The organism is Kitasatospora sp. NPDC059722 (assembly GCF_042733235.1).
Classification (GTDB): domain Bacteria; phylum Actinomycetota; class Actinomycetes; order Streptomycetales; family Streptomycetaceae; genus Kitasatospora.
Window position 1 is genome coordinate 136264 of the sequence record NZ_JBHWGD010000008.1, and the last position, 13534, is coordinate 149797.

The 13534-nt window shown below is 70.4% G+C and carries 9 protein-coding genes and 3 pseudogenes; 8 read left to right on the top strand and 4 right to left on the bottom strand.

The genetic code is table 11. The annotated features are described in order from the left end of the window. Window positions 1-122 precede the first annotated feature (122 nt). The gene (locus tag ACFV4F_RS07495; RefSeq protein ID WP_380500767.1) at window positions 123-776 is read right to left on the bottom strand and encodes a hypothetical protein; all 654 of its coding nucleotides are present in this window, start codon (window positions 774-776) and stop codon (window positions 123-125) included. 80 nt (window positions 777-856) lie between these two features. Next, window positions 857-1825: an alpha/beta hydrolase family esterase gene (locus ACFV4F_RS07500; RefSeq protein WP_380500768.1), complete on the bottom strand. Its 969-nt coding sequence runs from the start codon at window positions 1823-1825 to the stop codon at window positions 857-859. A 468-nt stretch (window positions 1826-2293) separates the two neighbouring features. Here ACFV4F_RS07500 and ACFV4F_RS07505 point away from each other — a divergent pair, with 468 nt between their 5' ends. The 3 genes from ACFV4F_RS07505 to ACFV4F_RS07515 all read left to right on the top strand — a co-directional run bounded on the left by ACFV4F_RS07505 (window position 2294) and on the right by ACFV4F_RS07515 (window position 8293). After that, window positions 2294-3781, top strand: a complete 1488-nt coding sequence (locus ACFV4F_RS07505; RefSeq protein WP_380500769.1) for an RICIN domain-containing protein — start codon at window positions 2294-2296, stop codon at window positions 3779-3781. Window positions 3782-3871: 90 nt separating this feature from the next. Beyond that, window positions 3872-6217 (top strand): alpha-L-fucosidase, encoded by a 2346-nt coding sequence (locus tag ACFV4F_RS07510; protein ID WP_380500770.1) that lies wholly within the window; start codon window positions 3872-3874, stop codon window positions 6215-6217. A gap of 132 nt (window positions 6218-6349) precedes the next feature. Then, on the top strand, window positions 6350-8293 hold the full coding sequence (locus tag ACFV4F_RS07515) for a LamG-like jellyroll fold domain-containing protein (protein WP_380500771.1): 1944 nt from the start codon (window positions 6350-6352) through the stop codon (window positions 8291-8293). A gap of 40 nt (window positions 8294-8333) precedes the next feature. Here the strand turns inward: ACFV4F_RS07515 and ACFV4F_RS07520 are convergent, their stop codons facing one another. Next, the gene (locus ACFV4F_RS07520; RefSeq protein WP_380500772.1) at window positions 8334-9224 is read right to left on the bottom strand and encodes a LysR substrate-binding domain-containing protein; all 891 of its coding nucleotides are present in this window, start codon (window positions 9222-9224) and stop codon (window positions 8334-8336) included. A gap of 125 nt (window positions 9225-9349) precedes the next feature. Between ACFV4F_RS07520 and ACFV4F_RS07525 the strand changes: the two genes are divergently transcribed. Both ACFV4F_RS07525 and ACFV4F_RS07530 read left to right on the top strand, forming a co-directional pair. Then, entirely contained in the window at window positions 9350-10420 is a 1071-nt protein-coding gene (locus ACFV4F_RS07525; RefSeq protein WP_380500773.1) for a bile acid:sodium symporter family protein, read from the top strand. A gap of 1256 nt (window positions 10421-11676) precedes the next feature. Beyond that, entirely contained in the window at window positions 11677-12195 is a 519-nt protein-coding gene (locus tag ACFV4F_RS07530; protein WP_380500774.1) for a hypothetical protein, read from the top strand. Between the two features lie 81 nt (window positions 12196-12276). Here the strand turns inward: ACFV4F_RS07530 and ACFV4F_RS07535 are convergent. After that, window positions 12277-12381, bottom strand: a pseudogene (locus ACFV4F_RS07535) (IS5/IS1182 family transposase); the annotation flags it as partial. 6 nt (window positions 12382-12387) lie between these two features. Between ACFV4F_RS07535 and ACFV4F_RS07540 the strand changes: the two are divergent. From ACFV4F_RS07540 to ACFV4F_RS07550, 3 genes and pseudogenes are all read left to right on the top strand, one after another. Further along, window positions 12388-12477 (top strand): annotated as a pseudogene (locus ACFV4F_RS07540) (DUF2165 family protein); the annotation flags it as partial. Next, on the top strand, window positions 12477-12749 hold the full coding sequence (locus ACFV4F_RS07545; RefSeq protein WP_380500775.1) for a hypothetical protein: 273 nt from the start codon (window positions 12477-12479) through the stop codon (window positions 12747-12749). The pseudogene ACFV4F_RS07540 and the gene ACFV4F_RS07545, both read left to right, overlap by 1 nt. Before the next feature lie 376 nt (window positions 12750-13125). After that, window positions 13126-13534, top strand: a pseudogene (locus ACFV4F_RS07550) (hypothetical protein); the annotation flags it as partial.

A 13534-nucleotide genomic window follows, 5' to 3' on the forward strand; every position in this document is an offset into this window, starting at 1 on the left:
CTCCCATTCGGGCGGTGGTGACGATCGACGGCCCCATCGAATCAGACACCTCGGGACCGCTGCGCACCAGCTCGGACCCCGTGTCGACCGGGACCGCACCGGCAGAGTCGTCGAGTCGACCGTCAACTGTCGACTCGCGCCGGGTGACCGCGGACGGCGTCCAGGGTGGTCGCGATGAGGAGCGACTGCGCGACCGGGACGAGGCGGGCCGCGGTGTCGCCCTGCACGGCGGAGTCGACGGACTCGACCATGAGGCGGTAGGGATCCTGGGCCGGGTAGTCGCGGCGGCCTCCGCCGGTGGTGGTGAGCGTGCTGGGGGCGGAGCCGGCGCAGAACGCCGGTGGGGTGAGGGTGATCGAGCCGCCCGTGCCGGTGGTGGTGAACGTCTCGGCCGTGCGGCCGACGAGTGAGCAGTCGACCTCGGCCATTCCCCGGCCGGGGGACTCCAGCAGGAACCGGGTGACGGAGTCGGCGGAGCCGGGGCCCCAGCGCTCCTGTTCGGCCCGCAGGACCGTCGGCGCGCGCCAGCCGAACGCGGTGAGCGCGGCGGAGACGGCGTAGTAGCCGACGTCGTAGAGGGCCCCTCCGCCGAGGGCGGCGTCGAGGCGGTAGTTGCCGGGGGCGGGGGCGAGACCGTCGAACCGGGCGGTGACGGTGTGGACGGTGCCGATCGCGCCGCGGGCGATCAGGTCTTCGAGGTCCCGGGTGCGCGGGTGCCAGCGGTTCCAGGCGGCCTCGACGAGCAGCCGTCCGGCGGCGCGGGCCGTCGCGGTCATGGCGGAGACGTCGGCGGCGCATCCCGCCCGATCGGCGACCGGGCGGGATCTCCTTGATCTGGAGGGGAGCCGGAGAGCGACTACCCGAGGGCCCGCTGGTGCTTGCCGCCGCCGTCCAGTCCCATGAAGTGGATGGCGTAGGCGGCCATCTGCCTGCCCTGGATGGGCAGTTGGTGCCCGGCGCTGGTGATGCTGTACGTCTCGACCTGGGTGATGCCGGAGCCGTTGGCGTACCGGGCCCGGTTCCAGTCGGCGGCCGGGGTGTCGGTCGACGACGGGCTCTGCCTCACCCCGAGGACGTTCGTCCACTGCTTGGTCTCTTCACCGAGATCGTTGTGGTTCAGGATGGGGTCGGCGGTGCCGTGCCACAGCTGCACGCGGGGGCGCGGCCCGGTGTAGCCGGGATCGGCACCGCGCACCAGGTCGCCCCACCGCTGCGCGGTCATGGAGACCCGGCCCCCGGCGCAAGGGCCGTTCCAACCGCGCACGGTGCCCGTGTAGAAGCAGTGGTAGGGCACGCCCATGAACGCCGAGCCGGCCTTGAACACGTCCGGGTAGTCCGCGAGCATGACGTTGGTCATCATCCCTCCCGACGACTCGCCGGTGACGTACACGGCGTTGCGGTTCCCGCCGTAGCGCTGCTCGGCGTACGTGATCATCGACATCAGCCCGACCGGGTCACTGCCGCCGTTGCGCGTCAGCGCCTGGTCGGACGAGACGTCCCAGCAACTGCCGCCGGGGCTGGTCGAGGGGTAGATGACGATGAACCCGTACCGGTCGGCCAGCGCGGCGAAATCGGTGCTGGAGTACAGGTAGGGGCCCGAGCCCTGGCAGCCGTGCAGTGCCAGCAGGATCGGCGGGTTGGCCTTGGCGCTGTTCGGGACGTACAGGTACATCTGCAGGTCGGTCGGGTTGGTGCCGAAGCCCGTGATCCGGGTCAACGAGGCGGCGCCGGCCCGGGGCTCGTTGGACACGTTCACACCGAGTGCGGCGCCGACCGCCAGGAGCACGGCGAGCAGGCGGGTCGTCAGGTACCGGGAACGCAGCATGGAACCTCTTCCTCCGCAGTTGGTTGACAGCGGTGGGCGGTGAGCAGGTCACGCATGTGATCGCTCACATTGGTGCTCGCGCTCACGGCGTCGCCCTTGCTCTTGTTTCCGGAGTGTTTCGGACTGTTGACGCTGCATCAGGGACTGCGACCTCGTCAAGGAGTGGCTGGGCTTCTCCCTGGCTTCCAGGCGATACAGGCCGATCGGTGCGATCCCGCTGGTGAAAGTTTCACGGTGACGCCGGTGCGGACGGTCTTCGGGGCCGGGTGCGGGTGGAGCGGCCCGGATCGAGTCAGGGATCGCCTGACATCCCATGTCTGTTGCCATGAGGTCAGATGAATCACGCCACTGTTGGGCGGCTGCTCGGCAAAAGCCGTCGAAACTCTGGACAAGCACCCGATCTTTGGGTCTTAATCCATCCCATGTCATGGACGTTTCCGACGCATGTCCTTTTGGAGAGGTGACCCCTTGTCCCGCAGTCCTTCAGGCGACACCCGGCCGGTCGGCCGGTGGCGGACCGCACTCGCCGGACTTCTCGCCCTGCTCGGCGCCTTCGCGGCGGTGCTGCTGCCCGCCGCACAGGCCCAGGCGGCCTCGGCCCCGGTGCAGTTCACCCTGGGCGGCGCCCGCACCGACCAGAACGGCAACGCGCTGCAGCTGCACGGACTGGGCATCCTCAAGGTGGGGAGCACCTGGTACGGCTTCGGCGAGGACAAGACCGGTGAGACGTCGGCGAACACCTCGTTCCAGGACATCCCCTGCTACACCTCCGGCGACCTCGGCACCTGGACCTACCAGGGCGTGGCACTGGCCAAGCAGAGCAGTGGAGATCTGGGGCCGAACCGGGTCGTCGAGCGGCCGAAGGTCATCTACAACGCGTCGACCAGCACGTACGTGATGTACGTTCACATCGACAGCGGCGACTACTCCGAGGCCAAGGCCGGTGTTGCCACCAGCAGCACCCCGTGCGGCCCGTACGTCTACCGGGGCAGCTTCCGGCCGCTGGGCAACGTCAGCCGTGACCTGGGCCTGTTCCAGGAGTCCGACGGCACGGGCTACCTGCTGACCGAGGACCGCAACAACGGCGGCCTGCGGATCGACAAGCTCTCCGCCGACTACCTCTCGGTCGACAGCCCGGTCGAGCTCCTGGGCGGCGGCAGCATCGAGTCCCCGGCCATGGTGAAGGTGGGCGGCATCTACTACCTGCTGGGGTCGCACCTGTCGGGCTGGTACCTCAACGACAACGTCTACGCCACCGCGACGTCCCCGAGCGGACCGTGGTCGGCCTGGAAGGATCTGGCCGCCCCCGGCACCAATACCTACGGGAGCCAGACGGCCAACATCATCACCGTTCAGGGCACTTCGGGTACCACGTACATCTACGCGGGGGACCGCTGGGACACCGGTGACCTGGGTGGCTCCAAGCTGATCTGGCTCCCGCTGACCATCAGGGGGACGACGCTGAACCTCGGCCAGTACCCCACCTGGTCCCTCGACACGTCCGCAGGCACCTGGTCGGCCGGCAGCGGCCTCCCCTCCGCCGGTACCTACACCCTGGCCAACGCGGCCAGTTCGATGCTGCTGGACGTGTCCGGCGCCTCCACCTCCGCCGGAGGCGGGGTCATCCAATGGCCGTCGACCGGCGGTGCCAACCAGAAATGGACGCTCACCAGGGTCGCGGACAACGTCTACACCCTGACGAGCGCCAACAGCGGACTGTGCCTGGACGTCCCCGGCTACTCGACCGCCACCGGCGTGCAGTTGCAGCAGTGGACCTGCAACGGCGGCACCAACCAGCAGTGGGCGCTGGACCTCGCCGGCGGCAAGTACGTGCTGGTCGGCATCGGCAGCGGCCTGACCATCGGCACCGGCGGCTCGACCACGCAGGGCGGGGCCGTGGACCAGGAGCCGGGCGGCAGTTCGAGCGCCGCCAGCGAGAGCTGGACCCTTTCCTGACGGGCGGCTGACGGCAGCGGGCCCGGCCGGCAGCCGGGCCCGTCCGGGGCCTCCAACATCACCGTTCAAATGCGAACTGGAGGAACAACAGTGCCGGATCCCATCTCGCGCAGGTCGCTCCTCGTCGGCATGGCGGCCATGACGGTTGCCGCGACGGTGGGCCCGGTCGCCGTGACGGCGCCCGCGTACGCCGCGACGGCGGCCGACCCGCTGCCGCTGCCTCCCCTGCGGATCCCGCAGACCGACCTGGGCCTCGAACAGCAGCCGGACGCCAAGATCCAGTGGCTGATGGACGCCAAGCTGGGGATGTTCATCCACTGGGGCGTGTACGCGGGCCCGGCCAAGGGCGAGTGGTACATGCACAGCGCCGCGGTCACCCCGGCGAACTACCGCAAGTACGTCACCGACGCGACGAGCGAGCAGTTCACCGCCGATGCCTACGACCCGGTGGCGTGGGCCCGACTGGCCAAGGACTTCGGGGCGAGGTACACGACGCTCACGACCCGCCACCACGACGGCTTCGCCCTGTGGCCGCTGAACCACCCCAACGGCTGGAACTCCGGGCAGGCGCCGCTCAGCCGTGACTTCGTGAAGGACTACGTCGCGGCGGTGCGGGCGGCCGGCCTGAGGGTGGGCCTCTACTACTCGCCGATCGACTGGCGCTACCCCGGCTACTACGATGTGAGCGGTACCAACTGCGCAGCGAACCCTTGGGGTTACACCACCGATCCCGCGCACAAGGAGAACGCGCGGATCATGAAGACCGAGGTGTACGAGTCGGTCAAGGAACTCGTCACCCGGTACGGCGTGATCGACGACCTGTGGTGGGACGGCGGCTGGATCGCCGAGCAGGGCACCGACGCGGCCGGCGCCTTCTTCTGGGAACCCGGCCGGTTCCGCGACACCGCCAACCAGTGGCCGGTGGACGCCGCCTACGGCGAGACGGACGCCGACGGCAGGCCGCTGGGACTGATGGGCATGGTCCGCAAGCACCAGCCCGACATCGTCGCGACCTCGCGCTCCGGCTGGAAGGGCGACTACGACAGCGACGAGGGCCCGGGGGTCCCGACCGGGGCGATCCGCACGGGCAGGCTCGTCGAGAAGGTCTTCAGCGTCATCGGCACGTGGGGCTACTCCAACTCCTCCGTCATGGGCTACGGCACCGCGATGGACATCCTGGTCAACTGCTGGGTGCGGAACATGACCGTGATGGTCAACGTCGGCCCGGACCGGCACGGCACCGTCTCCGACGCCCAGGCCGCCCTGCTGCGGCAGATCGGCACCTTCATGACGGCCTGCGGCCGGTCCGTCTACGGCACCCGCGGCGGGCCGTGGAACCCGGTCGACGGCCAGTACGGCTACACGTACAAGGACGACACCTTCTACGTCCACGTGCTCCCCGGCTACAGCGGAACCACCTTCACCACCTCGCCGATCGGCGACGCGCAGGTCACCCGCGTGTTCGACGTGCGCTCCGGCGGCAAGCTCGCCTACACCGTCAGCGCCGACGGCCGGGTCGCCGTCGCCGGCATCGATCGCACCACCCACCCCCAGGACAGCGTCGTCGGCGTTGTCCTCGACCGCAGCGTGCAGCCCGCCGACATCGCCGTCGCCGTCGGCGCGACGGCGACCGCCGACAGCGAGGAGGGCTCCAAGGGCAACACCGCGGCCAAGGCCGTCGACGGCGCCACCTCCACCCGCTGGTGCGCGAACGACGGCGGCACCGGCCACTGGCTGAAGGTCGACCTGGGCTCGACCCGTTCCCTGACCGGCACCCGGATCGCCTGGGAGCTGGACCGGACCAACTACCGGTACACGATCGAGGGTTCCACCGACGATGCAGGATGGACCACGCTGGCCGACCTCACCGCGACGACCGGCACCAGCCAGGTCCAGGTCGCCCAGTTCCGCACCCGCGCACGGTACGTGCGCGTCACTGTCACCGGGCTGCCGGACGGCGTCTGGGCGTCCATCCGCACCCTGGAGCTCTACGACCGGCCCTTCGGCGCGGACCTGGGCACGTTCACACTGGTCAACCGCCGCAGCGGCAAGGTGCTGGACGTCAGTGACGCCTCCACCGCCGACGGCGCCGGCCTCGTCCAACGGCCCTGGACCGGCGGCGCCGACCAGCAGTGGAAGCTCCTGCCCAATGCGGACGGGTCCTACCGGCTGTCCAACGCCAAGAGCGGCAAGGTGCTCGACAGCCCCGGCAACTCCGTCCAGGGCGCGAGCCTCGACCAGTGGACCGGCGACGGTGGCGACAACCAGTCGTGGCAACTCGTCCCCTCCGCGACCGGCGGCTACTACCGGCTCGTCAACGTCCGCAACGGGTGGTGCGCCGACGTCAAGGACGCCTCCACCGCCGACGGCGCCCAGGTCATCCAGTGGACCATCACCGGAGGTGACAGCCAGGACTGGCAGATCGTCGCCGTTTGACGGGGGTCGCTGTCGTGATCGCGGCATTCGGCCGCTGTTCAGCGCGGCGTGGCCACGTGGATGACCTGCGACAAGGTTCGGTCCCTAACGTCCGGTGAACCGTCCGGGGCCACACCACTCCTTGGAGCGATCATGCACGATTCCCATCCGTCCGACGCGTGCGCCTGTCCCCGGACCGCGGAACTCGACGGGGGCGGGGCAGCGGCGGCGAGCCGGCGGCGGTTCCTGCGCGGGGCCGGGCTGCTGGGGGCCGGGGTCGGCTCGGCGGGGCTCGGGCTGTTCGGCGTCGCCGCCCCCGCCGAGGCCGACGTCAAGCCCCGTACCCGCCCCGAGGGTTGGGAGCCCGACCCGGACAGCCGGCAGTTCACCTTCGTCGTCATGCCGGACACGCAGTACCTGTTCGACGAGGACCGGATCCACCCCGCCCCGCTGGAGGCGTCGTTCCGCTACGTCCTCGACGGCGGGACGAACCGCGAGGGTGGCGGGGACGACAACATCGTCTTCCTCGCCCACCTCGGCGACGTGACCGAGCACGGGCTGCCGGCCGAGTACGCCGCCGTGACGAAGTCCTTCGCGCTGCTCGACGACGCCGGCGTCGCCTACGGCGTGCTCGCGGGCAATCACGACGTCCGGTCCTCGACCGACGACCAGCGCGGCAGGACCCCGTACCTGGACACGTTTACCGCGGCGAGGGCCGCCCGCACGCCCGGCTACCGGGCATCCAGCCCCGACGGGTACAACACGTGCCACGTCTTCAGGGCGGCCGGCCGCGAGTGGATGGTCCTCTCCCTGGACTGGCGCCTGTCGGACGCGGGCTTCGCCTGGGCGAACAGGATGATCGCCGAGAATCCGAAGCTGCCGGTCATCCTCACCACCCACGAGATGGCCTACGCGGACGGCAGCGGCAAGGCGAACCTGTCCGACTACGGGAAACGCCTGTGGGAGAAGCTCGTCAGCGGCAATGACCAGGTGTTCCTCACCGTGAACGGGCACTACTGGCCGCCCGGCCGCACCGTCCTGCGGAACAAGGCCGGGAACGATGTGCACGTTCACATCACCAACTACCAGGACCGCTACTACGGCGGCGCCGCGATGATCCGCACCTACCGCTTCGACCTCGACCGGAACACGATCGACGTGTCGACGTTCTCGCCCTGGATCCAGGAGACGGCCGCGGAGGAGCGCAACGCCCTGGCCGCCCGGGAGGCCGAACTGACCTCCGACGTCGACCGGTTCTCGATCCCGATCGACTTCGAACGCCGCTTCGCCGGCTTCGCCCCCGTCCCGCCGCGCCCGGCTCGCCCCGCGGGCGAGCTGCTCGTCCGCGACACCCTCGCCTACTGGCGCTTCGACGGCGGGGGCAAGGCCGGCACCGGCGTCCTGCAGACCGTCCGGGACCTGACCGGCCAGGGCAACGACCTGGTCCGCCAGGCCACTCCGGGCGCGCCCGACACCGCACTCACGTGGTCGTCCGACCACCACCCGGACCAGCCCGGGCACGGCAGCCTGCTGTTCGATAGCCGCAACAAGCCGCCGGTCGGCGCGTACCTCCAGACCGTGCCCACCGCGCCGGTCAACCGCGAGACGTTCGAGCACGGTTACACGATCGAGGCCTTCTTCAAGCTGCCCGCGGACTGGGACCCGGGGGCGAACGCGTGGTCGGGGATCCTGAGCCGCTGGGGCATGAGCGGCGAGGCGGGCAAGAGCGGCGACGCGACCGACCCGCAGGAGCCGGTCGTCACGCTCAGCCTGTCCGAGGCGCCCGCGCTGCAGTGGTGCGTCTACCCGCTCAACCAGACCGGCGCGTCGACCTGTTGGGGCCACCAGCTGCCGCTGGACCACTGGTGGCACGTCGCGGTCGTCAACGACGGCCGGCTCAACCGGATGTACGTGGACGGCTGCGAGGTGGCCCGAAACCCGTCGACCCCGGCGGTGGGGCTGACCACCCTCGGGCGGCCGTGGATACTCGGCGGGTACGAGTACGCGGGCGTACTCGACAAGATTTTCCACGGCTGGATCGGCGACGTGCGGATAGTGAAGCGTGCGCTGTCGACGGGGGAGTTCATGATCTCGTGACGCCGAGGCCGCGCGGGCCGGCCGCTTCGGCCCTGCCAGGTCAGGGCTGCGCCCGCTCCGGGGCGCGTTGCAGCCGGAACGCGTCCGCGAGTACGGCCTGGGCCAGGACGCGGGCCGGGCCGCGAGCCGTGGTGCGTCCCGTGGTGAGGGCGAAGTCCGTCGTGCCCAGGTCCGGCAGGCCCGGCAGGCCCGGCTGGTCGGGCAGCGGCCGCAGGCCCGACGGGATCAGGCTCCGGGCGTGCGGCACCACCCCGAGACCGGCCAGCGCGGCGGCCCGGACCCCGGACAGGCTGGTGCTCGTGCAGGCGATCCGCCAGGGCCGGCCGTCGCGTTCGCAGGCCTCCAGGGCGCGTGCCCGGGTGAAGCTCGGCGGCGGGTAGACGATGAGCGGCAGCGGCTCCGCCGGGTGCTCCAGCCGGAAGTCCTCCGCCGCGACCCACACCAGCCGGTCCTGCCAGATCAGTTGGCCCTGGGCGTCGCCGCCCGGCGGGCGCTTGCCGAGCACCAGGTCGAGCCGGCCGTCGGCCAGCTGCTCGTAGAGCACGGCGCTGAGCCCGACGGTGAGTTCGAGGTCGACCTGGGGGTTGCGCCGCCGGAAGCCCCGCAGGATCTGCGGCAGTTCGGTGTCGACGAAGTCCTCCGACGCACCGAATCGCACCCGCCCGCGCACCTGCGTCCGCGCGAAGTAGCCGAGCGCCTGCTCGTGCGCCTCCAGGATCGTCCGGGCGAACCCGAGCATCGCCTCGCCTTCGCCGGTGAGCTGCACCGAGTGGGTGTCGCGCAGGAAGAGGCGCCGGCCGGCGGTCTCCTCCAGCCTCCGCACGTGCTGGCTGACCGTCGACTGCCGCAGCCCCAGCCGTTGGGCGGCCCGGGTGAAGCCGCCGGTCTGTGCCACCGCGAGGAAGGACCTCAACTGCACCGGATCGAACATCCAGCCACTCTATCGGCTGATATTACGAACCATGATGACAGTGAGTGCAGCCAGCGGGATTCACAATCACCCGAACGAGCGAAAGGCTGAGACCGTCCCACCCGAAACCACCCGCGCGGAGAACCATGCCCCGCCCGAACACCCCAACCCGCTCCCGCCGCTTTCCCACCCGGCCAGTGCTACGCCGCTGCGCCCGCCTCCGCGTCGACCCGTTCATCGCCTTCCTACTCGGCACCGTGCTGCTCGCCGCCGTACTGCCGGCCCGTGGCGGCGCCGCACCGGTCGTCTCGGACGCCGCCACTGGCGGGGTCGCCGTGCTGTTCTTCCTCTACGGTGCTCGGCTCTCCGCCCGTGAGGCCTGGAACGGACTCAAGCAGTGGCGACTGCACAGCACCGTGCTCGCGGTGACCTTCGTTCTCTTCCCCCTGCTCGGGATGGCCGCCCATCTGCTGGTGCCGACCGTCCTGTCACCGCAGCTCTACCAGGGCCTGCTGTTCCTGACCCTGCTGCCCTCCACCGTGCAGTCCTCGATCGCCTTCACCTCCATCGCCCGCGGCAACACCGCCGCCGCGGTCTGCAGCGCGACCTTCTCCAGCCTCTTCGGCATCCTCCTGACCCCACTGCTCGCCGCCGTGCTACTGCACACCAAGGGCGGCATCTCGCCGGGCACCGTGCTGGAGATCGCCGAACAACTCCTCCTGCCCTTCGCCGCCGGCCAGTTGCTGCGCCGCTGGATCGCCGCCTGGACGGCCCGCCACCGCGCCGTCCTCGCCCTGGTCGACCGCGGCTCGATCCTGCTGGTCGTCTACAGCGCCTTCGGCGCCGCCGTCGTCGGCGGGATGTGGGACACGCTCTCGCTGCCCCGGCTGGCCGCCCTGCTGGTGGCCGAGTCGCTGTTGCTGGCGCTGGTTCTGACCGTCACCCTGCTGGCCGGCCGCCGGCTCGGATTCGACCGGGGCGATCTGATCGCCATCGTCTTCTGCGGCTCCAAGAAGAGCCTGGCCAGCGGCGTCCCCATGGCCGCCGTTCTCTTCCCCGGCCCGGCCGCCGGCCTGATGGTGCTGCCACTGATGCTCTTCCACCAGCTGCAGCTGATGGTCTGCGCCGTCCTCGCCCGCCGCTGGGGCGCGGAGGCCCAGGCCGCCGAGGCTGCGGCACGGGCGAAGCCCGCACCGGTGCTCGACCGCTCGGTGTGACCTCGCCACGCTGAAGCCAGCTGACGTCGCTGAAGGTCCCGTTGATAACCGTAAGGCATATGAGTGTCAATGTATTTGCTTCACATGACAGAAGTCTTGGCGCGGGTGTCCAGTACCTGGCTGCGATGGGTTCGCCCTTGGCGTCGGGGAGTCCCACGGAACGCCACAATGACAACCGACTGGTCGGTGATTGTCGGGTGCTGGAGTTCCTGCGCGATGTCTCGATCGTGGCCTGCGAGCGGATCGCGCGGCTCGCTCACCAGGGAGCGGACTGGCTTCGGCGTCATCAGGGGCCGTTGCCGAGCGCGGAGGCCTTGCTTGCTGTCGGTGGGGCGGCCGGCGCCTACAGTGCCTCGGTTCGGCGGCAAGCGCTTCCCGGCGCCGAGGCCCTGCTTGTCAGCGCGATCGCCTCGCCTGCTGTCGTGGAGGTTCCGATGCTTCGGAAGATGGGGCAGGCCTTGGATCGGCCGGGGCCTGGTTCGGTACGCGCCCGGAAGGTCTCGGCGAGCGCGGCCAAGGCCCGATCCTCGTGGGGGCTGTCGAAGCAGCCGACGACCACGTCCGGTGACCAGCCCGAGCATCTGCGCCGCTCGGGGCCGACACCGGCGTCAGGCCGAAGTCGGCAGTCGCGGTGAGACGAGCAGGTTCTGGTCGCCGGAGAACCCGCTGCTGCCGCCCAGTCATGCAGTGTCGGGGATCGTCAGTGAAAGGAGTCGTCGATCATTGAGGCGGCGACCGCGAGCGCGCTGTTCAGCTTGACGGTGAAGGGTGCCGGGAGGTCGCCTGAGGCGAGTGCTCAGCTGGCGAGAGCGTGTTCGAGTTCGGTTGTCCTTACGGGGTCGAGGTGATGGCGAACAGCTGGATGGGCGAGGAGGTCGCGCAGTGCGTAGCCGTCGCGGACTTCGCTTGTCCGCTGGGCCAAGTGGTCGATGAGGGGTCGGGCGGTGGGGGTTGTTGGGCCTGCGGCGTCGATGGCGGTGAGGGTGAGCCGTGTGGTGAATGCGGCCAGGCCGTCGCCGAGTTCCAGCGCCAGGCAGTGCTACGGATCGTGCCAGCCGCGGACGGGGAGCGCGGCCGCGGACCGACGGATGGTCAGCCGGCGAGTCTGAACCGCCCGACGTGTACGGAGCGTTGTCAGGTTCGGAGCCGCCGAGCGGGGGCTCCATCCCATCGGCGGGACGGGGGACCGGTACCGCGCGCCGCCACGACACCAGGCCCGGGAGCGCTCAGAGCGGTCCGGGGCGAGGAGGAACACCATGATGACCATCCGAAGGACGCCCAGGCGGCTCGTTGCACTCGCAAGCGCCGCGGCCGCCCTGGCCGGCGTCATCGGCCTCACCACCGCCACCAGCGCGTCGGCCGACGTCAACGGCGAGTGGAACTGCTCGCGCAACCCGCGCGGCTGGGACCACATGGAGTGGGGCAGCTGCCTGCTCCCCGGCGACACACTGGTCTCCGGCAACGGCGACCAGCGGCTCGTCTACCAGAAGGACGGCAACCTCGTGCAGTACGACGAGAGCGGCTACGCGGTCTGGGCCAGCGGAACCGTCAACACCTCGCCCGGCAAGGTCATCATGCAGTACGACGGCAACTTCGTCGTCTACGACACTTTCAAGAACGCCCGGTGGGCATCCGGGACCGCCCTCGGCTGCAACCCGAGTGCCAACTGGGTGCGCCTGCAGAACGACGGGAACCTGGTCGTCTACCGCCCCCACGGCGACGGTCCGTGGACCGCCGTCTGGTCCGCCCGCTCCGGCCGGGTCGGCACCTGCTGACCTGACCCGGACCTACCGGAAACCCGGCGCCGGCGGCTGTCTCGGGACGGCAGCGCCCACCGCAACCGCCGGCCCCGGGCCGATGTTGCGCTGCTTGTGGGCCTGGCGGTCGAAAGACGGCGGGCGGCCGCCGTTGCTGCCCTTGCGCGTACGGTTGGCGATCTGGTCGGCGGGCTGCGGGATGACCGCGTCTTTGGGAACGTCACCGACTTCGCCACCAACCAGTACTTTGTCCAGCACGTGCTGGCGATGGACACCACTTTCCGGGACGGGAACATGATGTGTCCCTCGGCGCGGTCGGGGGTCCCGACCTGCCCACGCCCGTCGTCGACGAGCTGCCCGGCGTCTTCACGTTCACCGCGATGTTCTGGCTGATCATGAACGGTCCGGGGCCGGTGGTGGAGGTACTGGAACACGCCGCCGAGGGGCTGAGGGAGCTCCTCGCGTCCGACCCCGGCCCCGAGAGGATCCTGTCCCGCCTGCGGATGTCATGCACCGTGGTGGCCACCCTCCCCGAAGTCGTGGACATCGCCACGGATCCCGGGCCGCCCTGACACCCGCTCCTCCGTTGTTGGGTCACTCCGTTCTCACCCTGCGGGTGTGACCTGATGACCCTCTTGGCCGGGCTGGAGCAGCCCGAGATGATGGCGTGACGATGGCATCGGGGGAGGGCCTCGCCCGTTCGGCGAGGGCGGTATGTCCGGAGGGGGCGGGATGTCTGCATCTGAGAAGAGCGTGCTCCAGGGCGATGGTTTGTCTGCGGAGGACAGCTTTGAGTGCTGGCGGGACGCGCTAGCGAGGACGCGGGAGTGCGAGGCGACGAGCGCTCACGCGGACAACTTCACGGGGAAGGTGCGGCTCTTCGGCCTGGGGCCGGTGGTCCTGTTGGGGTCGTCGTTCCCCTCGGCGCGGTTCCGGCGTACGGAGCGGATGATCCGGCGTTCGGATCAGGAGTTGTACCACCTGACGCTGCTGACCTCCGGAGTCCACGGGCTCAGGCGTGGACGGGATCAGGCGGAGACGTTCGGTGTCGGTGACTTCGCCCTCATCGATAGCTCCACCCCGCACGACGTGCGGATGTTCGGGGACCGGGCCCCGGGGGCGGGTGGTCCGGACGTCGCCGGCGTGGGGATCGACCTGCCGGTGTCGCTGCTGCCGGTGCCCCCGCACCGGTTGCGTGACCTGCTCGGCCGCAGGCTGTCCGGCCGGGAGGGCACAGGGGCGCTGCTGGCGCAGTTCCTCCTCGGCCTGGACCGCCAGGCCGCCGTCCTCCAGCCCGGGGGGGGGGGCCCCCCCCCGCCCCGGCGGGTGGGCGGGAATTGGGGGCGGGGTAGGCGCC